General features: G+C 66.5%; 17 protein-coding genes and 1 pseudogene. 5 read left to right on the plus strand and 13 right to left on the minus strand.

Going from position 1 to position 20,683, the window contains the following annotated elements:
- Window positions 1-10 precede the first annotated feature (10 nt).
- The 11 genes from tssE to tssJ all read right to left on the minus strand — a co-directional run bounded on the left by tssE (window position 11) and on the right by tssJ (window position 14,291).
- On the minus strand, window positions 11-499 hold the full coding sequence (gene tssE / locus AB4Y40_RS35635; RefSeq protein WP_368691855.1) for a type VI secretion system baseplate subunit TssE: 489 nt from the start codon (window positions 497-499) through the stop codon (window positions 11-13).
- A gap of 85 nt (window positions 500-584) precedes the next feature.
- The gene (locus tag AB4Y40_RS35640) at window positions 585-1,076 is read right to left on the minus strand and encodes a type VI secretion system tube protein Hcp (RefSeq protein WP_028207687.1); all 492 of its coding nucleotides are present in this window, start codon (window positions 1,074-1,076) and stop codon (window positions 585-587) included.
- An 85-nt stretch (window positions 1,077-1,161) separates the two neighbouring features.
- Window positions 1,162-2,682: a type VI secretion system contractile sheath large subunit gene (gene tssC, locus AB4Y40_RS35645; protein ID WP_368691856.1), complete on the minus strand. Its 1,521-nt coding sequence runs from the start codon at window positions 2,680-2,682 to the stop codon at window positions 1,162-1,164.
- Window positions 2,683-2,698: 16 nt separating this feature from the next.
- On the minus strand, window positions 2,699-3,262 hold the full coding sequence (gene tssB, locus AB4Y40_RS35650) for a type VI secretion system contractile sheath small subunit (protein WP_368691857.1): 564 nt from the start codon (window positions 3,260-3,262) through the stop codon (window positions 2,699-2,701).
- 121 nt (window positions 3,263-3,383) lie between these two features.
- A complete protein-coding gene (tssA, locus tag AB4Y40_RS35655; protein ID WP_368691858.1) occupies window positions 3,384-4,451 on the minus strand; it encodes a type VI secretion system protein TssA in 1,068 nt (355 codons plus the stop codon).
- Window positions 4,452-4,472: 21 nt separating this feature from the next.
- Window positions 4,473-6,479 carry a serine/threonine protein kinase gene (locus AB4Y40_RS35660; protein ID WP_368691859.1) on the minus strand — a complete coding sequence of 669 codons (2,007 nt, stop codon included), beginning with the start codon at window positions 6,477-6,479 and terminating at the stop codon, window positions 4,473-4,475.
- A 61-nt stretch (window positions 6,480-6,540) separates the two neighbouring features.
- Window positions 6,541-7,218, minus strand: a complete 678-nt coding sequence (gene tagF / locus AB4Y40_RS35665; RefSeq protein ID WP_368691860.1) for a type VI secretion system-associated protein TagF — start codon at window positions 7,216-7,218, stop codon at window positions 6,541-6,543.
- Window positions 7,215-10,868 carry a type VI secretion system membrane subunit TssM gene (gene tssM, locus AB4Y40_RS35670; RefSeq protein ID WP_368691915.1) on the minus strand — a complete coding sequence of 1,218 codons (3,654 nt, stop codon included), beginning with the start codon at window positions 10,866-10,868 and terminating at the stop codon, window positions 7,215-7,217. Before tssM ends, tagF begins: the two co-directional genes overlap by 4 nt.
- 29 nt (window positions 10,869-10,897) lie before the next feature.
- Window positions 10,898-12,253 carry a DotU family type VI secretion system protein gene (locus AB4Y40_RS35675; protein ID WP_368691861.1) on the minus strand — a complete coding sequence of 452 codons (1,356 nt, stop codon included), beginning with the start codon at window positions 12,251-12,253 and terminating at the stop codon, window positions 10,898-10,900.
- Entirely contained in the window at window positions 12,250-13,668 is a 1,419-nt protein-coding gene (gene tssK, locus AB4Y40_RS35680) for a type VI secretion system baseplate subunit TssK (RefSeq protein WP_368691916.1), read from the minus strand. The genes AB4Y40_RS35675 and tssK overlap by 4 nt, the downstream gene beginning before the upstream one ends.
- 8 nt (window positions 13,669-13,676) lie before the next feature.
- Entirely contained in the window at window positions 13,677-14,291 is a 615-nt protein-coding gene (gene tssJ, locus AB4Y40_RS35685) for a type VI secretion system lipoprotein TssJ (RefSeq protein ID WP_368691862.1), read from the minus strand.
- A 294-nt stretch (window positions 14,292-14,585) separates the two neighbouring features.
- On the opposite strand from tssJ, the gene AB4Y40_RS35690 reads away from it, so the two are divergent.
- From AB4Y40_RS35690 to AB4Y40_RS35700, 3 genes are read left to right on the plus strand one after another with little or no spacing between them, the layout of a single operon-like run.
- On the plus strand, window positions 14,586-15,020 hold the full coding sequence (locus AB4Y40_RS35690; protein WP_368691863.1) for a TssQ family T6SS-associated lipoprotein: 435 nt from the start codon (window positions 14,586-14,588) through the stop codon (window positions 15,018-15,020).
- Between the two features lie 57 nt (window positions 15,021-15,077).
- Entirely contained in the window at window positions 15,078-16,421 is a 1,344-nt protein-coding gene (gene tagH / locus AB4Y40_RS35695; RefSeq protein ID WP_368691864.1) for a type VI secretion system-associated FHA domain protein TagH, read from the plus strand.
- Entirely contained in the window at window positions 16,418-17,188 is a 771-nt protein-coding gene (locus AB4Y40_RS35700; RefSeq protein ID WP_368691865.1) for a PP2C family serine/threonine-protein phosphatase, read from the plus strand. The genes tagH and AB4Y40_RS35700 overlap by 4 nt, the downstream gene beginning before the upstream one ends.
- Window positions 17,189-17,524: 336 nt before the next feature.
- Here the strand turns inward: AB4Y40_RS35700 and AB4Y40_RS35705 are convergent, their stop codons facing one another.
- Window positions 17,525-18,148, minus strand: a complete 624-nt coding sequence (locus tag AB4Y40_RS35705) for a TetR/AcrR family transcriptional regulator (protein ID WP_368691866.1) — start codon at window positions 18,146-18,148, stop codon at window positions 17,525-17,527.
- Between the two features lie 118 nt (window positions 18,149-18,266).
- Between AB4Y40_RS35705 and AB4Y40_RS35710 the strand changes: the two are divergent.
- Together AB4Y40_RS35710 and AB4Y40_RS35715 are read left to right on the plus strand one after the other, a co-directional pair.
- A pseudogene (locus tag AB4Y40_RS35710) lies at window positions 18,267-19,018 on the plus strand (SDR family NAD(P)-dependent oxidoreductase).
- 363 nt (window positions 19,019-19,381) lie between these two features.
- On the plus strand, window positions 19,382-19,810 hold the full coding sequence (locus AB4Y40_RS35715; protein ID WP_368691867.1) for a VOC family protein: 429 nt from the start codon (window positions 19,382-19,384) through the stop codon (window positions 19,808-19,810).
- Window positions 19,811-20,207: 397 nt separating this feature from the next.
- Here the strand turns inward: AB4Y40_RS35715 and gspG are convergent, their stop codons facing one another.
- Window positions 20,208-20,576 carry a type II secretion system major pseudopilin GspG gene (gspG, locus tag AB4Y40_RS35720; RefSeq protein ID WP_368691917.1) on the minus strand — a complete coding sequence of 123 codons (369 nt, stop codon included), beginning with the start codon at window positions 20,574-20,576 and terminating at the stop codon, window positions 20,208-20,210.
- Window positions 20,577-20,683 lie beyond the last annotated feature (107 nt).

Raw genomic sequence — 20,683 nt, forward strand, 5'->3', positions numbered from 1 at the left:
CAGCGTTTCCTTAGCGTCGCGGGCGGGCATCGTCGGTCTCGGCCTGCGCGGCACTGCCGAGCGGCCGCAGCAGCGCGACGCCGGAATCCAGGTCCAGCTCCGTGTGCACCAGCATGGCAAGCGGCGGGTCGCAACAGGCGAGGCGCCCGGCAATCTCGAAGGTCAGCACGTTGTGCCGTCTTGCGCGCGGCGCGTCGCTCACGCAGCGCACCTCGACGCTGCCGCCTTGCAGGCGCGGTTCGAAGCACACGATCGCCTCGCGCAGCGCGTCTTCCAGATATTGCGTATCGATGCCGGAGAGCGGCATGCCCGCCAGCGCGGGTACGCCGAAGTTGAGCACCGAGCGGGCGGCTTCGGCATAGCGGCGCGCGTTGCGCTCGTCGAGCGCGCAGGCCGTGTTGAGCAGCCACGAGAGATCGCGCAGCACCGCATCGAGCAGCGCGTCGGCGTGAACGGCGCCGCGTTGCGGCGCGCCTTCCCTCAGGCGGTCGAACAACATCGGCGCCGCCGGGCGTACGCGTGCGGCGCGGTCCGCTGGCGTTCGCGAAGGGTCCGGAGGATGGGAGGCACTCGGCATGCGGACCTCACATTTCGCTGTTCTTCTTGATGTCCCAGCCCATCGTGACCTCGGGCCCCTTGCCGCCGTTCGCGTTCTGCTCCCAGTACTGCTTCTTCACGCGCGCGGCCTGGAAGCCGTATTGCATCAGGAGACGGTCGGTGGCGTCGCTCGCATCGGCGCCCACCACGCGCGCAGCGGTGACGATCACCTCCTCGAGCGTGACCCGCGAAAACTCGATTTGCTCGCCCCCCGTCTTGCACGACGAGATCTCCACCTTCGAGAGATGCTTGCCGCTCGCGCAATGTTTGATGATCGCCGGCGTCGCTTTGTCCATGTATGCCCTCACGACCAGGTCGTCGAAGTTCGCCTTGCCCGCGTTGCCGCCGCCGCCCGTCGCCATCGCCGCCGGCTGGGTCGCGCCCCAGGAAAACGACTGGATATCGCTCCAGCCGGTGTGCTGCTTGTCGGCGGATTCGCCGGTCGCGCCATCCACCTTCATAAACATCGCCACGCCCATTGCGGTTCTCCCGTCTGCCTGCCTGTTTGCCTGTCGAGCCGGGCCGCGAATCACGCTGCCGGGTTCATTTGATCAGTCATCCTCTTCAACTTGAAGCCTGCACCGCCGGCAGCCGCGACACCAGCCTCAGCGACACCGTGAGGCCTTCGAGCTGATAGTGCGGCCGCAGAAAAAAGCGCGCCGAATAATAGCCGGGGTTGTCCTCCACGGCCTCCACCTCCACCCTCGCGTCGGCCAGCGGCTTGAGCGCCTTGGTCTCCTGCGACGAGTTCGCGGGGTCGCCGTCCACGTAGTTCATGATCCAGTCGTTGAGCCACCGCTCCATGTCCGGCCGTTCGCGGAACGAGCCCACCTTGTCCCGCACGATGCACTTGAGGTAGTGCGCGAAGCGGCTGCACGCGAACAGGTACGGCAGCCGGCCGGAGAGCCGGGCGTTGGCCGTCGCATCGGGGTCGTGGTACTCCGCGCTCTGGTAGAGCGACTGCACGCCGATGAAAGCCGCCACGTCGGAGTTCTTGCGGTGAATGAGCGGAATCAGTCCGTTCTTCGCCAGCTCCGCTTCACGCCGGTCGCTGATCGCGATCTCGGTGGGACACTTGAGATCGACGCCGCCGTCGTCGGTCGGGAACGTATGGCATGGCAGATTCTCGACCGCGCCACCCGACTCCACGCCGCGAATCGCCGAACACCAGCCGTAGAGCTTGAACGAGCGGTTGATATTGGCCGCCATCGCGTAGGCCGCGTTGGTCCAGGTGTAGTGATCGTGCTTCGCGCCGTCGGTTTCCTCCTCGAACTCGAATTCGTCGACGGGGTCGGTGCGCGCGCCGTAAGGCAGCCGCGCGAGAAAGCGCGGCATCGCGAGCCCGACATAGCGCGAGTCTTCCGATTCGCGCAGGCTGCGCCAGGCGGCATACTCCGTGTTCTGGAAGATCTTCGTGAGGTCGCGTGGATTCGAGAGCTCCTGCCACGAGTCCATCTGCATGAGCGCGGACGATACCCCGCCGATGAACGGTGCGTGCGCCGCCGCCGCGATCTTCGAAACGGACTGCAGCATTTCGACATCGGGCGGACTGTGATCGAAGTAATAATCGCCCACGAGGCAACCGAACGGCTCGCCGCCCAATTGTCCGTATTCCTCTTCATAGATCTTCTTGAAAAGCGGGCTCTGGTCCCACGCGATACCCTTGTGGCGCTTGAGCATGCGCGCCAGCTCCTTCTTGCTTGCGGGCATGACGCGGATCTTGAGCATCTCGTCGCTTTCCGTGTTGTTCACGAGGTAGTGCAGCCCGCGCCACGACGCCTCCAGACGCTGAAACTCGGGGTGATGCAGCATGGCGTTGATCTGCGCGGAAAGCTTCTGGTCGATTGCGGCGATCACTTGCCGCACGCCCTCGTAAGCGTCCGACGACAGCGTCGCGCTGCCGCTGTGCTCGAGCGCCTCGCGCGCGAGCGTCTGCACCGCGTTCTGCACCGCCTCGCGAGCAAGCTCGGTCTTGGGGCTGATTTCGCGCTCCAGCAGCACGGCGAACTGGTCGCCGTTGAGCGTGGTTGCGGGCAAGGTGGAGACTGGGCTTTGCAGCGCGTTTTGCGGCTCGGTCCGGCTCATGTTCGTCCTCCTGCTTTTAGTCGTGCTTTGGATCATTGCCGTGTTGCGGCGGGGCGTCCCCATCTTTCGGCCCGGCGAGCGCCCTCGGCTCGGAAAGCTCGGCCAGCAGCGCCGGATCGCCGAGCGCTCGCGTGATCAACGCCTCCGCGCCGCGCTTGCCGTCCATGTAAGAGAGCAGGTTCGCGAGCTGGGTACGCGCTTCGAGCAGGCGCCGCAGGGGCTCGACGTTGCGCGCGAGCGCGGCGGGCGAGAAGTCGTCGATACTGTTGAACGCGATCTCCACGCCGAGCACGCCGTCGCCCGTGAGCGTGTTGGGCACCTCGAACGCGAGCGCCGGCGCAATCGACTTCATGCGGTCGTCGAAGTTGTCGACGTCGATCTCCACGAAGCGGCGCTCGGCCAGCTCGGGCAGCGCATCGCTGCGATTGCCGGCGAGATCGGCCAGCACGCCCATCACGAACGGCAACTGCACTTTCTGCTCCGCGCCGTAGAGCTCGACGTCGTATTCGATCTGCACGCGGGGCGCGCGATTGCGTCCGATGAACTTCTGGGCTCCTGCCGGTGACTTGTGTCGAGACATGTGAGTCAGCTCCCGCGCAACTCGTGCGCTTCACGGGGTCGATTACCGTATCGATCCCTGCGTTGATCCCTGCGCGGCCGTTGCGCATCCAGGGCCGCGCGCCGTCGTGCATCGCCGCGCATCATTGCGGCGACTCGTTGCGATGACCACTCAGATGGTCGAGCTCGCGCACGCTCTCCGGTGCGATGTCGCGGAAGATCTCGTAGAAGTTCAGCGAGAGCAGGCGTTGCGCGCGACGCAAAAAGATCGGCGCAGGATGGCTCGGCTCGTACAGCTCGAAGTAGCGGCACATCTTTTCGAGCCCGAAGTCGATGTCGGACCGGCTCGATATCTCGGCGTCGCGCCACGCGGCGCCGTTTGCGCCATTGGCTGTGCCTGCGGCGGGCGGCGGCGCAGCGCCCCGCTGCTGCGACATGGGTTGCGGTTCTTGCCCGCCGGCTCCCGGCGCGGCTGCCTGCGCCGCTTCCGTTGTCCTGCGGGAAGGCAGCGCCGCAGCCAGGGTGGCGAGCTGCCGCTCGAGCGCGCTCGCATCGAGCGTCCACGCGTCGCCGAGCCGCTCGCCCACGATGCGCCGCAAATGCGCGAGTTGCTCCCGAATCGTGAGCCCCGCGTGCAGAGCCGAGCTGGCCGACTCGAGCGCGTCGCGCCACTCGCGCACGAGCCGCTCGCGTCCGCCGGCGTAGGTGTCTGCGTGCCCCCCATCGGCACCCTCGCCCTGCTGCAGCACGTCGAGCGCCGCGCTCACGCTCAGCGCGCCGAGAAGCGGCCGCTCGCGCGCGGCGCGCGCGCAGCCCTGCGGGCCGGCAAGCTCGGCGAGAACATTGAAGCGCGGCAGCGGATCGGGCGTGCCGTCCACGGCGAGCATGGGATACAGCGGCTCCCAGTACGTGTCGACCAGCGACGTCGCGAGACGCAGCCCGTCGGCATAGCCTTCCAAACCGCGGCTGTCGATCCACGCATACGTGAGCGGCACGACGACGCGCAGATCCTTCGTGCGTGCGAGCAGCGCGAGCGCGATACGCTCCACGTCGCGCCATGCGGGCGGCTGCGCGGCGATGCGGGTCTCGCCGTACTGCTCGTCCGGCTTGCCGGCCGCGCTGCGCTGAAGCGCCAGAAAGTCGGCGTCGTATTCGAGGTCCGGTCCGCACGGCGCGTCGGCGCTGATCGGTGCGAGCAGGGTGTCGATCATCGGGCGGTCTCCTTGCTGGAATTACTCGAACGTATGGCTGATTTCGAGCGGCGCGCTGCCCGCATCGAGCGTCACCATGCGCACGTACGGCTTCGACGTGCCGTTGCGGATCTCGATGCGATGGGTGCCCGGCGCCAGACTCGCCGTGCGAAACGGCGGACTGACTCCGCGCCGCACGCCGTCGACATAGACCTCGCCCCACGGAACGATCTGGAAGTGCACGCGCACAGGCGGCAGCGGCGCGGGCGTGCGCACCGAAGAACGCGGCGCCTGCGCGACGACCGGCGGGGATGCGTCGGACACCGCAGGCGAGGCTTGCGCTTCAGCGGGCGGCTGGGCCGCTGCGTTCGTTTGGGCCGGCTGCACCGTGGCCGCGGCGGCGGTGGCCGCATCGGTCGCGTTGAGGGGTTTGTCCTTGCCCGCCTGGACTTCCACCACGGTCGTGTCGGTGGTCATCGCAGGCGCAGCGGGCATCAACCCCGACGCGCCCGGCTGCTGCTGCGCCTGCGCGGACGACTGCCCCGGCGCGTTGGCGCCGGGAAGCGCCTGCGCGAGAGCAGGCGCATGGCTCGCCGGCGCGGGCGGCGCACTGCGGCTCGCGGCCGCCTGCCGGGGAACGGACGGCGCGTGAATCGCGAACCGCAGAACGGGAACACCCACTACGAGAATGAGCAGCAGGACCAGCGCAGGGATGCGGAACGTGCGCCAACTGAAATGCCGATGAAAAGATTCGGATACCATACTTTCACGGCGTTCCACCGTCTCCGTGGAGACTTCTCCGGCCGGATGGGCAGCAACTTGCTCGTGAGCGGCCTCTCGCGCTGACGCGTTTTGCGCTTGCGGCGCCGCGTCGTCATGCGGCCGGGCATCGACAGACGCCGGTGTTTCGGCTCCATCGCCTTCGTTCGTGGCAGTGGAAGTGGCATCGGCGGCAGCAGGCGCGGCCTCTGCGGCGGGTGTCTCTCCTTGCGGCGCGGGCGCTTCGTGCGTGGCGTCGCCTCGCGCGCTCGTCGCCTCAACGTCAGCGGCAATGCCTGGCGCGCGAGCGGGCGCATCATAGCCCGCGGGCACGAACACGCTTGGCGAGACCTCGTGCAAGTCGAGCGCCTGGGCAAATGCGCCGACCGAATCGGGCCGGTCCTCGATGCGCAGCGCGAGCGCGTGATCGATCGCGGCCCGCAGGCGCTCGCCGTAATGCTCCCCGTCATGCCCGGCGGCTTCACGGCCCGCCAGCGGCCGGTACTGATCCTGAATGCTGCGCACCACTGCCGCCGGCGGCAGTTCACCGGTGATCAGCGCATAAGCGAGCGCGCCCAGCGCATAGATGTCGGTCCAGGGTCCTTGCCTGAACGCGGGATCGTCGGTGTATTGCTCGATCGGCGCGTAGCCGGGCTTGAGCATCATGGCCGTCTCGTCGACCATGTCGCCGATCAGCTTGCGCGCCGCGCCGAAGTCCAGCAGCACCGGGTTGCCGTTGGGCAGCATGAGGATGTTGTCGAGCGAAATGTCGCGGTGAAAGCACTGCGCGCGATGCAGCACGTCCAGCGCGCCCAGCACCGAAGCGAGCATGCGCCGCAGCGCCGCTTCGCTCATCTGCTTGCCGCGCTTCTGGAGTTGCTCGAGCGTCTGGCCTTCGTAGAACGGCATCACCATATAGGCGGTGCCGTGGCTCTCCCAGAAGTGCAGCACCTTCACGAGCCCCGGATGGTCGAACTGAGCGAGCAGCCGCGCCTCGTTCAGGAACGCGGCGCGGCCCGCGTCGAACGCCTGCGAAAAGCGCGCCGCGCGCAGCGCGACCGTGAAGTCGCCGGCGCGCGAAGCGAGCATCGCGGGCATGTATTCCTTGATCGCGACCGCGCGCTGCAGCGTGCGGTCGAACGCCCGGTAGACGATGCCGAAGCCGCCCTTGCCCAGCACCGAGTCGAGCTCGAACCCGGCGAGGCGGTGGCCGTTCGGCAACGGCCGCACGCCATCGGCGCCAGGCGGCGCGGCGTGTGCCGCCGCTTCGGCGTAGTGCGATTCGGTCATGTCCCTCCTCCGTGCGCGGCGCGCGCGCCGCCGCGCCACACGTTCTGCGGGGCGGCGCGTCTCATCGCTCGCCTCTGCCCGGCTCGCCGAAGAGCCGCTGGAACAGCGCGGTGTCGAGCCCACCCGTGTGGACGTCGGTGCGCGGCGCGCCGTCTCCGGCATCGGTCCACCAGAAGCTCGTCATGCCGTTCGGGTCGAAGTATTCCCACAGGTTCGGCCAGCCCCCGTCCGCGGCGGTGGCCTCGCGGGCGCCGTCGCGCGCGCCGTCTCGCGGGGCGCGCGCCGCGTCGTCGCGCAGCCCCTCGGCCAGCGCGAGATCGAACTCCTCCGGCCCATGCGCGCGGCGGATCGCGTCCTGAACGATGGCGTCCATCGCCCGGATGCGCGCGTCGGCGCAAGCGAGCGCCGGCTCGCCGGGTCTCCCGTAGCCCGCGTGAGCGGCCGGCGCGATGGCCTGCGAGACGACGAGTGGATAGCGCCGCCCGACGCGATCGTGGCTCGGCGCGACGCAACCGAGCTGCACCCAGCCGTCGCCGCTGCCGGCGGGAATCGCGAAGCGCCAGACCGGCGCGCGCACGTCGAGGCCCGCGCGAGCGGAGGCCATGCCCTGCGCGAGCCAGCGCTCCCAGGTGCGCGCGAGCTGGCCCGGCATGCGGCGGCCCACGAAGTCGCCCGCCCCCGGCAACTTGCCGTACCACGCCGGCAACCCGAATTCAGCGCCGATGCAGGCACCGTTCATGATTTCCCCGGACACGAGAACGACTCCAGTTGGGTAAGACGCAAGGGATTGCGCACGCTGTCCGCCGTCACCTGCATGGCGAGCGCGTGATGATCCACGTTGAAGCCAACCACCATTTGTTCGGATGCCTGAGCATGTGCCGGTGCGCCGCGATCGAACAGGCGCATCAGCGCCCACGGCCCCTGGATCGTGAAGCCATCGGTCGCGCCCGACTGATCGGTGATCTGCAGGCTCACCTGGTTCATGCCGCGCGGGCCCGGCCACTGCACCGTGACGGCGGCCTGGGGCCCATGCGCGTAGCGCACCTGCTGGCCGTCCACGTCGAGCGTCCATTCGGAGATTTCCGGGTCCATGTCGAGCGGCTTGATCTCCACCTTGATGGTCGGCTCGCGCGCGCCGCCGGGAAAAAACGCGTCGCGTATCACCGCGGCCTTCTCGAACGAGGCGAGCAACGCGCTGTCACCGGACGCGCCGGCTCCGCCGATGAAACGCCACGGCTGGACGCTCGCGTCCACGCGGCTTTGCAGGTTCTTCTGGAAGAAGTCGTCCATCAGGCCGCCCGGCGCGAACACGCGCGCGAAGTCGCCAGGCGCCACGTCGCGTGTCGAAGCGTGCGCGAACGGATAGCGCCCCGCGATCGCCTGGCGACAAAAGTCGCCGATGTTGACCGACGCGTTTTGCGCGAGATTCTGGTCGACGTTGCGCGTCACGTTGCTCTGCGCGGCGTTCGCGAGGTCGCCCAGCATCTGCCGGAACGGCGCGGGCATGCGGCCCGCCTGGGCGCGGATCTGGTCGGCGCTGTCCGACTGCGGCGGGGTCCCGCCGCCGCGCAGTGCGGCGTCGGCGGCCGTGAGCCACGTATAGAGTCCGTCGATCGATTTGAGGACGGCCGCCAGCGCCGCGCTCGTGCCGCTTGCGCCATTCGCGCCGGCGCCGCCCGCCGCGAGGCTGCTGAACTCGCGCAGGTCCGCGAAGTGGGCGTCGACCACCGCTTCGGGGCGGCTCGACTCGCCCGCTGCGGCGCCGCCGCCCTGCGGCTGACCCAGGATCTGCGCCAGCGATTCACGCGCCTGGTTCACCTTGTCCTGCGCGTTCGCGGCGAGGCCGCTCGCGCCGCCCGGCGCGTTCACGCTCTGCGAGAGCGTCGTTTGCCGCGCGGCGGCATCGGCGAGTCGCGCGAGGGGCGAGTCCTGCGACGAGAGAATGCGGGCGATCTGCGTTGTCTGCGCAAGCGTCGACGTGCTCTGCAAGCGCAGATCGCCGAGATAGCCGTCCCAGCGACGGATGTAGTCGTCGAAGTAGAGCGAGCGCACGTCCTTCGCCCGCGCGCTCACCTGCGCCGGCGTCGCGGCTTCCGGCGCGCTCAGCCCGAGCACCCAGACTTCGTCGCGGCCGAACGCATCGACCGCCGCCGCGAGCCGCCGGTCGAAGACCTTCCAGTAGCCATCGTAGGTGAACAGGCCCGGCACGGCGTCGCTCAGGCTCGCGCCGCTCGCGCGCCGGAACACCAGTGCGCCCGAGGGGCCCGCCATCTGCGCCGCGCTCACGTCCCAGGCCGCCGCGGCGGGCCGCAGCGTGCGCGCGAGCTGCGCATAGAGGCGCTGCGCGAACGTCAGGCGCGTGAGTTTCTCGCGCGCGCCGGCCACCATCTGCTCGTTCTGCGCAAATGGCGAAACCACCACGCGGCCCGCGAAGAGCGCCGCCATGTGCGCCCGCAGATCGTTGCGCTGCGCGGACGTGAGATTCGCGCCCGGCGCCGAGGCGATCTCGAGATCCAGGACCGCCTGCACGAAATCCGGATCGTAATGAGCGGTGTCGTGGAGCATCAGATACGCCTTGAGGGCCGCGTAGAGATAGGCGGGGTCGTCGGGCGGCGCGTCGCGCACCGCCGTTTCAAGGCGCCGCGCAGCGAGCGGCAGCAGCAGTTCGTCGAGCGCGCGGTGATAGACGTTCTCAGCGGCGGACTGCACCTTGTCGCCCTGGAAGAGTCCCCAGCGGTACGCGAGCGACGGGTTGGCCGGATCGACGCCATCCACGTGCGCGATGTTGCGAATCGCGTCGAGCATGGGCAGCACGCGCGCGATATTGTCGGCGTCGGTGATGGTCACGCCCTGGAGCGCGTGATCGATCTGCGGCACGTTCGCCTCGATCGCCGCGAGGTACGCGCGGTTGCGTGCGTAGCTGCCCACCCACGCCGCCAGCGCGCCCGTCAGCAGGAGTGCGAGGAGCGCGTAGCCCACGAGCGCCAGCATGCGCTGGCGCTGGTACCAGCGCAGATCGGTGCCGGCGAGCCGCGCCTCCTTGAAGATGAGTTCCTGCAGCAGGTCCTTGAGGAAAAAGCTGCGCCCGCTAGCCGCCGCATGAGGCGCCGGCGGCGCGCCGTCGATCTTCAGGAAGCGCTTGATGCCGCCCATCACGCGGTCGAACACCGTGCCTTCCTGCGTGCCGCTCGTGAAATAAACGCCGCGCAGGAGCGGCATCGAATCGAATTGCGAGCTCGAGAACACCTGCTCGACGAACTGTCCGAGCACCTCCTGCAGGCCGCTGAACTGCTGCGGCAGCGAGTAGATGAGCTCGCGCCTGCGCGCGTCGGGTTCGGCGCTGAAGAGTTCCGGCAGCGCGTCGTTCAGGCGCCGGTGCAGCAGCCGGTATTCGCGATCGAACACCGTACGCAGGCTGAAGTCGCGCGCCTCGGTCTCGGCGAGCGCGATCGTGAAGCCCCACACCTGTGCGCGCTCGGTGCGATTGAAGCGCGCGAAATACTCGTTGAAGCCGGAGAGCAGGTCCGCCTTCGTCACGAGCACATAGACCGGCAACTGGATACCGAGCTCCGTACGCAGCTCCTGCAGTCGCTTGCGCAGCGCCATGGCGTGCGCGGTGCGCTCGACTTCCGTCGCGCCCAGCAGATCCGATACGCTGATCGTGAGCAGCGCCCCGTTCAGCGGCTGGCGCACACGATACTTCTTGAGCAGCGAGAGGAAGCCCGACCACTCGTCCTGATCGAGCGCCCGATTGCTTTCGTGCGTCGCATAGCGGCCGGCCGTGTCGATCAGAACGGCTTCGTTGGTGAACCACCAGTCGCAATGGCGCGTGCCGCCCACGCCGCGGATCGCGGCCTTGCCGAACTGCTCGGCGAGCGGAAACGTCAACCCCGAGTTGACGAGCGCCGTGGTTTTGCCCGAGCCCGGCGCGCCGATGAAGACGTACCAGGGCAGTTGATAGAGATACTGCCGCGTGAACCCTTCGAACCAGCGCCGGGTGCGTCCCCGCAGACCCTGAGCGACCTGTGTGCCCTGCCCGCCCTGCGCGGCGCCGAGCCGTGCGTTGCGCAACAGGCGCGCGGCCTCGTCGAAGCGGCTGCGCAGCTCCTGGGCGTGGGGCACTTCCTCCGCAGGCGCGGCGCGCGCTTCCACGGGCTCGCGCAACTGGCTCAGCAACTGCGCGTTGAGCTGCGCGGCGCGCCAGTGCCGATACCCCGCGCGGCCGGCCCACACCGCGAACAGCAGCACGATGACGAGCACGCGCGCCACGGCGCTGTCGAGCGGCCGGTACGCACCCACCGCGATCAATGGTCCGACGAGCCAGATGAGCGCCGCGAGCGCGACCAGCCCGATCACGGCCCAGACGCGCGCGCCCAGCAGCGCACGCACCCCGCCCCACGCGGAACTCGCGACGCGGCTCACGGAGCGTCTCCCGAGCCCGGCGTCGCGAGCTTCGGCGGCGCGGCGCGCAAGGTGATCTCGACGCGCCGGTTGCGCGCCCGGTCCGCCGCATTGTCGTTCGGCGCAACGGGATCGGTGGCGCCGCGCCCTTCGGCGCGCACGCGGGTGCTGTCGCCAAGACGCGCGGCTAGGATGCTCGCGACGGCCTGCGCGCGCTCGACCGAGAGGTCCCAGTTCGACGGAAAGCGCGCACTATGCACCGGCACGTTGTCCGTGTACCCGGCCACGACCACCGCGCCAGGGACCTGAGCGAGCGCTGCGGCGACGCGCGCGAGCGTCGGCTGATAACGGTCGATCACGGTGGCGGATCCGGACTCGAAGAGCCCGTCGCCGCGCAGCACGATCACGCTGCGGTCGGCGAGATCGCGCACTTCCACGAGACCTTCGGCGATCTCCGGAGCGAGAAAGCCCGCAAGGCGCGGCGGCGGCACGGGGCGCACCGCCTGCGGTTCGGCCGCCTGGAGGCGCACGCTCGGCACCTGGAGGCGGCCAATCATCGCGAAAGCCTTGTCGGAGCGGCCGGCCAGCGCGAGATCGAGCCCGACATAGACGCCGAAGCCCAGCAGCACCGTCAACGCGGCGCAGGCCCAGAGCGGCACGGCGAAGCGCTGCGGGTCCTCGCGCGCGATCTCGTCGCGCCAATGCGTGGACAGCGCCGCGTCGTAGTCGCCGCGTACGCTGCGGATCGTGCGCGCAAGCGTGTGCCGCAGGTCGTCGAGCTGCGCGCGGCCGTTGTCGAGCACGCGATAGCGTCCCTCGAAGCCGAGCACGAGGCAGTAGTAAAGCAGTTCGAGCAGATTCAGCTGCTCGCGCGGCTGCTGCATCAAACGATTGAGGAGTTCGAAGAATTTTTCTCCGCCCCACGTCTCGTTGTGAAACGCGACGAGCAGGCTGTTCGCCGACCAGTCGCCCGTTCCGCCCCATGGCGTGAGCGCCGCGGCTTCGTCGAGGGCCGTGCACAGGCAATAACGCGCCGCGCCGATCTGCTCGGGCGAGGCGAGCGCATCGCGCGCGCGCTGTTCGAACTGGCGGATCTCGTTGGCGAGATGCTCGCGCAGCCACGCCGGGTTCGGGTGGTGCACGGTGTAGCGAATCTGCGGAATCAGATTCAGCAGCGCGTTGGCCGCGGCGACGAGTGGGTTGCCGCCATCCCCGGAAGCTGCCGGGCCCGGGAACCAGTGCGCCTGCTCGTGAAGCGCGTCCGCCTGCCACGCCTCGTCGCCAGGCGCCGGGCCGAACCCGGAACGCGAAGTCGTGAAAGCGCCGTGTCCGGAAGCGCGTTCGGCAGAGACGGGATCGTTGAGCGGATTCATCGGATGTCCCGTTCACGCGTGTCGCCTGCGCGCATGCCGCCTGCGCGCATCTCGCGGATCGCCCAGAACTCCATCGCCAGGCCCGGGAAATCGCCCGCAAGATGAAGCGCGAGGCCCCCCGAGCGTTCGAGCTGGCGCCAGAGGTCGCCGCCCTTGTCGACCTCGAAGTAGCTGTGGCCAGCGTGGTAGGGAATCTGATGCGGCGCGACCGGCAGCGGCCGCACGGCGATGCCCGGCAACTGCAGTTGCACCAGATCGCGAATGCGCTCCACCGGGCCCAGCTTGATCTGGGACGGAAAGCGCGCACGCACGCTCTCGGCGGGAATATCGGCGCGCACGGCCAGCACGAAGCCCGCATCGCGCAGCAGCGAAGGGTCGGCGATCACGGCGACCCGCACGCCGTTGCCCGCTTCTTCGAGCGCGATCTGCAGCGCGTGCTGGTCGAGCACTGTCGCGAGCGAGCGGCGCAGCTCCGCGAAAAGCGCGCCGAAGGTCGCGCGCAGGTCGTCGTGCTGATACACCGGCAGCACCTCGGGCCGCCGTGAAGCCGCCGTGAAGGTGGCGAAGTCGGCGGCCAGCTTGAGCCAGTCGCGAAACAGCAGCTCCGGGTGAATACCCGGCGTTTGCGCCGTGTGCGACGCGATCGCGAGGTAACGGTTGACGAGCTGCAACAGCAGGAAGTCGGCGACTTCCGACACGCCGCCGCGCCCCGCCTGCGCCAGGCGCCCCGCCAGCAGCTCGCTGCGTTGCGAGAGCAGCCGGTCGAGCTCCTGCACATAGACCGCGAGCTGCGGGTGGGCATGCGCGTCGAGCAGCGGCGGAATATACGTTTCCTCGATCACCAGCTGGCGGTCAGTGCGCCGCTCCACCACGCGCAGCACACCCATTGCGTGCCAGTCGTCGTCCACCTCGGCGGCGAGCGCGAGCTTCAGCTTCAGTCGTCCCAACTGAACCAGCGCAGGCTCCAGCCGGACCTCGTTGACATCGGCGATCTCGGCTTCGTGCGCCAGATAGCGCGCAAGCATGCGTTCGCCGCCGCCGAACGTCACCTGTGCGCTGCTGCTGCGCAACGCCGGCAGCGCGAGCACGACCGTCGCGTCGCGCACATCGGCGCTCACCTCGAGCGCTTCGGGCGCCTCGTCGAGATGCGAGAAGTCGAACGGCGTGCCGTCCGGCAGGATGCCGCTTGCCGCGCGCAGCATCACCTTGCCAAGCGCCAGCGCCTCCTCGTCGATCTGCAGCGATGCGAAGCCCCACAGGAAGCGCTGCAGCGGCGCGCAGCGCAAGTGCACATAGCGCTCGAAATAGCGCTCGAGCTGCTGAAAATGTTGCGGCCGCAAAAACATGCCTTCGGACCACACCACCCGGTCGCGCAGTCCGGCGCTGCCCGTGGCAGGCGCAACAGGAGGATTCATGCGGTCGTTCATCGTGCGTCACCGCCGGCCGGCGTCGCGACGAGCCCGTCGCCCTGCACCACGATCACGAAATGCGCTTCGGATGGCTTGCCCTGCCAGAACTTGAACAGATTGGTGCTGGCGGGCTGCGGCAGCGCCACGGTAATTTTCCAGCGGCGCTTTTCGAGGGTGCGATAGCCTGCCACGATGCCTAGACTGCGCACCGATTCGCCGCCGGTGTAGTGGAGCGTGCGCGACTCTCCGGGTCTCAGGACGATCCGGTCCGTGCCCGCCAGTTCCGCGCCCAGCGCGTCCTCAGGCTTGTTCTGCAGAGAAAAATAATCCGCCCTCCTGAAATTATTATCGGATTTGAGCTGAAACGTTTGCAATGCAACAGGAGCAGGCCGGTTTTGCGAGTCGCGATTAACGTCAGCCGCCACCTGAAACGTGACGGCATAAGGGACCGGCAGATCTTTCTCTGTCGATGCGCACCCGCACAATAATAAAAGGGCAAAATATATCCCTTCGCGTGGATTATGCACGCGCTTAAATGGCACTCCGTACATACCGTCCAAACCCTCTGAATCAGCGCGAATTCTCGTTGCAAATTCAAAGGCAAAAACGTCCCCCGCCCCTGCATTCATGCCTGAATTCAGGGGTTGGAAGTCTCTGCTCCCGGAACGCTTGCCCCGAAATTTTCCACGTCAACAAGCGGAATTGGGGCAATGCCTTTCGAATATTCGCGGAATTAAATTAATCTATCGCCGGCCGTGTCTCACGAGTAATAATTCATATGATGAAAATTCAGGTGACTAGACTATAGTTCGTACGATTCGTGATCGCAACGCTATCCGAATGCCACCTCTATAAAAAATTTCACGGGCCGTAGAAATTACTTTCATGGCTCGCATGAAGAAGTAAATACCGGATCGCCGAAAATGACCTGGCCGATTACGTGGAACTTGTTACGTGCGAGTCGCACGCGGGCTGCCCTCGCGGGCGCATTTTTACTGGCCCTGGCCGCGACACTTCTTGCCGAGGGCGGTTGCACGAGCCTGTCGCCCGCGCAACGCACCGCCGCGAATGCCGTTGCTGCCGCACAGGACTCGTACGCTGCGGGCGACTACCCGCGCACCATCCAGCTGCTACGCAACAGCAACGCCTTCGTCGACGGCGACCGCTCCACGCAGATCGACGCGCACAAGCTGATGGCGTTCAGCTACTGCGTGACGAACCGCGTTGCGCAGTGCCGCTCGGAGTTCGAGGCGATCTTGCGGATCGATCCGCATTTCGAATTGTCCGCCGCGGAGAAGGGACACCCGATCTGGGGACCCGCATTCGACGCCGCGCGCCGCAAGGTGGCACCCTCCTGATAGACCGTCCCGCGCTGCGCGCTTTTTTATCCGTCTTTATGTGATTCAGTCCGCATCATGCAATTGACCGTCATCGAGTACGCAGGAGAACCGGTCCACGCCGAAACCAGCGTGGAATTTCGTCCGCCGGGCGGCACGATCGGACGCAACGCCGACAACCAATTGGTGCTGCCCGACGAAACGCGTCAGGTTTCGCGGCTGCAGGCGCTGCTGCAGATCGACGGCGACCACTGCGTGCTGAAGAATCTGAGCAGCGTCTCGGTGGTGGAGATCAACGACACGCCGCTCGAATACACCGAGGAGCATGCGCTCGAATCCGGCGACGCGATCCGCATCGGCCCGTATGTGTTGCGTGCGCAGGCGGGTGTTGGCGGCAACGCTGGTGCGACGAGTGCAAGCGCGGCCGCTACGCCTCGCGCGCAATCGGGCGCGAGGCAAAGCACGGCAACCGCCGCGCTCGACGACACGCCGCCCATCCCCACCGATCCCCTCGCGCTTTTCGCACGTTCGGGCGGTGCCGACTCGTCAATGGCGCAACCCGTTACGACGCAGGCGGCGCAATTCGCGATGCGCAGCGCCATCGAGCGGGCGGCCGATACGCCTTTGCGCACGAGCGCGTTCGCAAAGCCGGACGCCGGGCGTGAGCGCGATGCACTGCCACCCGCGCCTCAGCCGGCCGCCCAAAAACCGGCTGCCGCGAGCGACAGAAGCAACGCAAAAAGCGCAACCGCGTCGCCGTCGACCAGCACCGCTTCGGCGGATGCGGACACTGCCTCCACGGCGCCCGACTCGGCCGACGCCCTGCTTTCCGCCTTCCTGCGCGGCGCGGGTCTCGACAAGGCCACCTGCGACTGGTCAACCGAGCAATTGCACACTGCGGGGCAACTGCTCGCGCTGTTCGCCAATGGCACCGTCGAGCTGCTCTCCTCGCGCAGCATCCTCAAACGCGAAGTGAAAGCCGACATGACTGTGCTGCTCGATCGCGAGAACAACCCGCTGAAGCTGCTGCCCGATGGCAGTGCGGCGCTACGGCAGATGTTCGGCCTGCCGTTCCCCGGCTTCATGACGCCGCCCGGCGCCGTGGAAGACGCGTTCCACGACCTGCAGGCGCACCAGATCGCCATGGTCGCGGGCATGCGCGCCGCCTTGAACGACCTGCTGCAGCGCTTCTCGCCCTCACGTCTCGCCGAACGAAGCGAACCGACCCGCTACGAACAGCTCGTCCCGATGCTGCGCAAGGTGCGCTTGTGGCATCGCTATGAACGCATGCACCACGAGACGATGCTCGCCGTGGAGGATGACTTCAGCGCCGTATTCGGCAGGGCCTTCCTGCGCGCGTACGACGACGAGGTGAGGAACTATCACGCGCGACGCCGCCCGGCGCGTTCTGCCGACGCATGAATCTCTCGTGTGCCCAGTTCTCGCGCGCGGGACAGCGGGACAGCAACCAGGATGCGCTTGGCTACACGATCACGGACGACTACGCCTGCTTTGTCGTGAGCGACGGCGTCTCCGGTAATCCTGGCAGCGAAATCGCCTCGCGTTGCGCCGTCGAGCGCATCCTCCACCGGGCGCAGGACACCGGCCGCACGCTCGCGCACACCTTGCTCGAGTGCATCGAGGAAGCACACGCCGCGATCCTCGCGATGCAGCAGCGCGACCGCGAGCGCGGCCGCATGAGTGCGACCGTCGTGGCGCTCTTCATCGACCGGCGGCACGACATGGCGCAATGGGTCCATCTCGGCGACAGCCGGCTCTACCGGTTCGCACGCGGCGCGCTGATCGAACAGACGCGCGATCATAGCGTGCGGCAGCAGCTGCTGGACTCGGGCCTGCCAGGCGACGGCGTCAATCCCGCCTGGCTGCATATGGCGCTCGGCATGCGCGGCCAGATTGCACCCGCGATCAGCCCGCCGCACGTGCTCGAAGATGGCGATGTGTTCTTGCTCTGCACCGATGGGCTCTGGCAATCCGTCGCGGAGGATGCACTCGAAGATCGCTTGCGCGTCGTTCATACCGTCGACGACTGGGCCGCGCTGATCGAGCACGAGGCGATCCGTCATGCGGGCAGCGCGCCGCACGCCGACAATTACTCCGCGCTCGCAGTCTGGGCCGGGAGCCCACAGAACGTCACGCTGGCGCGTGTGCGGGCGCGCCGGGCGACGTGAGATGGCGCGAATCGGGCGCGTCCAATGTCCAGAGTGGAGCATCACTGAATACGCGGCAAAACATCCTGACTGACATGACGTCGGAGCTTCGTGATCCGGAGCGGAGCTAATTATCGCCCCGGGTTCGGTGCAATCCGGAATGGCTTTGCGTGACGGCTCCCGGCTCGTCGGGCTCGGTGCCCAGGTTTTCACGACATAGTGATCTTGTTCGGCCGCTTCGGGCAGTGGTCGGCCAGGAAGAGTCGTTCGCCACGACACTAGCTCGGACATTCGGACGTCTGTTCGTGCTCGCAAGGCGGCCATATGCCTTCCTCGGACGGTCTTTCGCTCGCAGCCTCACTTTAGTAGTGCTTTAGAAGTCTGTGGGCCCGCGCCATAGCGCAATCCGTCGAGAAACAGAGTCACCAGCCTCCGTGTGTCCGGTGGGTCGGGACATTCAAACGGGGCGCACAGGGCGCCCACCGCGCACAGGAGCTCGTCCGGTTGGACACCTTTACGAATTTCGCCCGCAGCTATCGCAGCGTCGAGGAGACCCTGAACTATGGGGCGGAGCCGTTGGAGGAAATAAACAGGCAAAGCCTTGAAGGCGGGATCGCCTGAATTTAGGGCGGCAGCAAGACCGCGTCTCCTCGTCACGAATTCCACGTAATGCTCGACCCATCCAACTAACGCCTCGCCGGCGCCTAGCGTGGCGGCAAATTCAACACCAGCATCCGCGCACGCGTCCACTTCACTGCACAACGCGGCCACGACAAGGTCGGAACGTTGCGGGAAGTGGCGATAGATCGTGCCGATGCCCACCCCAGCCTTTTGCGCAATCTCGCGCACCGGAGCATCGATTCCCGAGGATTCGAAAACAGCCAGCGCCGTTCGGAGGAGCGTTTCTATGTTCCGTCGCGCGTCTGCGCGTACGGGGCGCGGTGCACTTTCGTTTGCGGACTTGTTCGTCTTGCTACTCAACTCATTTTCCTCTTGATAAACGGAACAAGGTTCCGTATAGTCCGAACCGGAGCGACGTTCCACTTACATTCTACCGTGAGCGAATCGCGCTCGCCCATCATTTTCGAACGGAGCAAACATGCACAGCACACCCGTCGCGCTCGTTACCGGCGCAAACAAAGGAATTGGCCTTCAGATCGCCAAGGACCTAGCCGTCAAAGGCTTCAAGGTACTCATCGGTGCACGCAAGCTGGACCTGGGCGTGGCGGCCGCGAAGAGCGTTGGTGCAGACGCCCAGCCCATCCAGCTCGATGTGACGGATCAGGCGTCGATTGCCGCCGCGGCGAGGCAGATCGAGGACACGTTGGGACGTCTCGATGTGCTGGTCAACAACGCGGGTATCTCACGTCCTATCAAACCGGGGACGCCTATCGAAGAAATTCAGGTCGCGGACAAGGTCAGCCGTGTATCGGTTGACGACATGCGTTTCGTGTTCGAGACAAACGTGTTTGGCGTTGTCGCCGTTACGCAGGCGCTGCTACCGCTTCTTCGAAAAGCACCGGCCGGCCGCATCGTCAATGTTTCGAGCGCGGGTGGCTCCCTCACGCTCAAGGACAACCCATCGGATTACTCGCGCCTGTATGTCGGGGTTTATCAGACCTCGAAGACCGCACTCAATGCTGTGACGCAGGCATTCGCCATTGAGCTGGGGGAACCAGCATCAAGGTCAATGCAGTCTGTCCGGGGTTTACCGCAACTGATTTGAGCAACTATGCCCCAGGAGCTGGACCGGTTGAGGATGCGGCACGAGAACCGGTCCGCCTGGCGCTTCTTGATGCAAACGGGCCGACTGGCAGTTTCTCGAACGCAGCGGGTCCGCTTCCCTGGTGAGATGGTCGGTGAAACACCACCGGGATAGTTGAGCAATGATTTTTCGAGCGCCGGAAAACATCCCGCCGCTTCATTGTTATGGGAGCGCGAGTCTCGGAAAGAATGCTTCCACGGAGGCGGAGGTTGCCCCCTGTTGCGCAGCGGCTGCCGCACGCAATGCCGGCATCGCGAAGAAACGGCACGCGTGCGGCCCATCCTTCGCCCACGGCTGGACGGCCGAGTGTGCCTGTCGGCCACTCGAAACAAGCCTACACTCATCCATGCTCCGCGCTACCTGAATGCCGGCCGCCACATCAGTTCGACGGGCGCGGGGGGACATGTTCGTTCCTCATGGCGCCGCTCATTCGCGGCAAAGGAGAAATCATGGAAAAGATCCCAAAAGCCACGGCCTTGTTCGTCGCAGGCTTCGGCCCGATTGTCATTGAAGCCCAGGCAAGCCGCGAACTCTACAGTCGGGCCTTCGGTATTCCCTTCAAGGAAGAGAAAGGCGGCTACCTCCATACGGAGAGTCTGCAAGGCGCAAACACTTTCGCCTTGTGGCCGCTCTCCCAGGCCGCTCAGTCGTGCTTCGGCACGGATTCGTGGCCTCGTGACGTACCGATCCCGCAAGCCTGGATTGAGTTTGATGTCGGCAATGTCGAAGCGGCTACGGCAGAACTTGAATCACGAGGGTATCGGATGCTGGTCAGCAACCGGAATGAGCCGTGGGGCCAGACCGTCAGTCGCTTCATCGGGCCAGAAGGATTGCTGGTAGGAATCACCTTTACGCCATCAATGCGGCAAGAGAAATGATGGCGGTCGCTGTGGCAGTCCCGCGTGCGACTGATTTGGCCGCCGAGCCGCACTCGCTTCCCCCAGGTGAATGGCTGATGAAGTGCTGAGAACAGGCCTCGCCGTCCTTGCGGACCTGGTGGCTGCAACGGGGTCGACTACGTAAGTTCGCCGGCCAATGCGATCCGCTGCGCACGGGCTTTCGATGGACCTCCGGGTTCGGTCATCGACAGGCGCTGGCCCACACCTTCGCGCGGACGTTCGAACAGCGGCGACACCCCTACGACGTGCCTTTCGAGCGAGATCACGTCGGTCGCGCATCGCCTTCGCTGAGTCCACGCATGACAACACGGGACACATAGTCGGACATACGGACGCCGTTGCGGTAAGCAGCGGGTACGCAATGAAAGGGAGCCGGCTATTCCCACGAGCCTATGTCGGCGTCGTTACCCTCACCGCCTTGCTTTGCGTCGGCGCCGTAGCTGAATACGTCGATCTCACCATGCACACCCGGATTGAGATACCGATACGCGTTGCCCCATGGATCGTTCGGCAAACGCTGGAGATAGCCGCCTTCCTTCCAGAAGGTCGGCACCGGACTAGTAGCAGGTTTCTCGGTCAGCGCCCGCAGGCCTTGCTCCTGGGTTGGATAGCGGCCGTTGTCGCGGTGGTATAGCGTCAGCGCCTGCATGATCGTGTCGACGTCCTGTTTCGCAGCGACACGCTTCACCCCTTCCGGGCCACTCATGACCTTCAGGGCGATCAGTGTGGCCAGCACGCCGAGCATCGCAACCACGAACGATAATTCTTTTAAACGCAAACCCTTGCTGATCACGGCTGCGCAGACCCGCGATATCTGTGCGGCGACCAGTCCTCAATTTCATAATTTGTTGC

The organism is Paraburkholderia sp. EG287B, from assembly GCF_040965595.1.
Lineage (GTDB): Bacteria > Pseudomonadota > Gammaproteobacteria > Burkholderiales > Burkholderiaceae > Paraburkholderia.

What these genes read in the sequence shown, in the direction of transcription:
- tssE (WP_368691855.1), bottom strand. Translation starts at nt 499, where the DNA reads ATGTTGTTCGACCGCCTGAGGGAAGGCGCGCCGCAACGCGGCGCCGTT.
- AB4Y40_RS35640 (WP_028207687.1), bottom strand. Translation starts at nt 1,076, where the DNA reads ATGGGCGTGGCGATGTTTATGAAGGTGGATGGCGCGACCGGCGAATCC.
- tssC (WP_368691856.1), bottom strand. Translation starts at nt 2,682, where the DNA reads ATGAGCCGGACCGAGCCGCAAAACGCGCTGCAAAGCCCAGTCTCCACC.
- tssB (WP_368691857.1), bottom strand. Translation starts at nt 3,262, where the DNA reads ATGTCTCGACACAAGTCACCGGCAGGAGCCCAGAAGTTCATCGGACGC.
- tssA (WP_368691858.1), bottom strand. Translation starts at nt 4,451, where the DNA reads ATGATCGACACCCTGCTCGCACCGATCAGCGCCGACGCGCCGTGCGGA.
- AB4Y40_RS35660 (WP_368691859.1), bottom strand. Translation starts at nt 6,479, where the DNA reads ATGACCGAATCGCACTACGCCGAAGCGGCGGCACACGCCGCGCCGCCT.
- tagF (WP_368691860.1), bottom strand. Translation starts at nt 7,218, where the DNA reads ATGAACGGTGCCTGCATCGGCGCTGAATTCGGGTTGCCGGCGTGGTAC.
- AB4Y40_RS35675 (WP_368691861.1), bottom strand. Translation starts at nt 12,253, where the DNA reads ATGAATCCGCTCAACGATCCCGTCTCTGCCGAACGCGCTTCCGGACAC.
- tssK (WP_368691916.1), bottom strand. Translation starts at nt 13,668, where the DNA reads ATGAATCCTCCTGTTGCGCCTGCCACGGGCAGCGCCGGACTGCGCGAC.
- tssJ (WP_368691862.1), bottom strand. Translation starts at nt 14,291, where the DNA reads ATGAATGCAGGGGCGGGGGACGTTTTTGCCTTTGAATTTGCAACGAGA.
- AB4Y40_RS35690 (WP_368691863.1), top strand. Translation starts at nt 14,586, where the DNA reads ATGACCTGGCCGATTACGTGGAACTTGTTACGTGCGAGTCGCACGCGG.
- tagH (WP_368691864.1), top strand. Translation starts at nt 15,078, where the DNA reads ATGCAATTGACCGTCATCGAGTACGCAGGAGAACCGGTCCACGCCGAA.
- AB4Y40_RS35700 (WP_368691865.1), top strand. Translation starts at nt 16,418, where the DNA reads ATGAATCTCTCGTGTGCCCAGTTCTCGCGCGCGGGACAGCGGGACAGC.
- AB4Y40_RS35715 (WP_368691867.1), top strand. Translation starts at nt 19,382, where the DNA reads ATGGAAAAGATCCCAAAAGCCACGGCCTTGTTCGTCGCAGGCTTCGGC.
- gspG (WP_368691917.1), bottom strand. Translation starts at nt 20,576, where the DNA reads ATGCTCGGCGTGCTGGCCACACTGATCGCCCTGAAGGTCATGAGTGGC.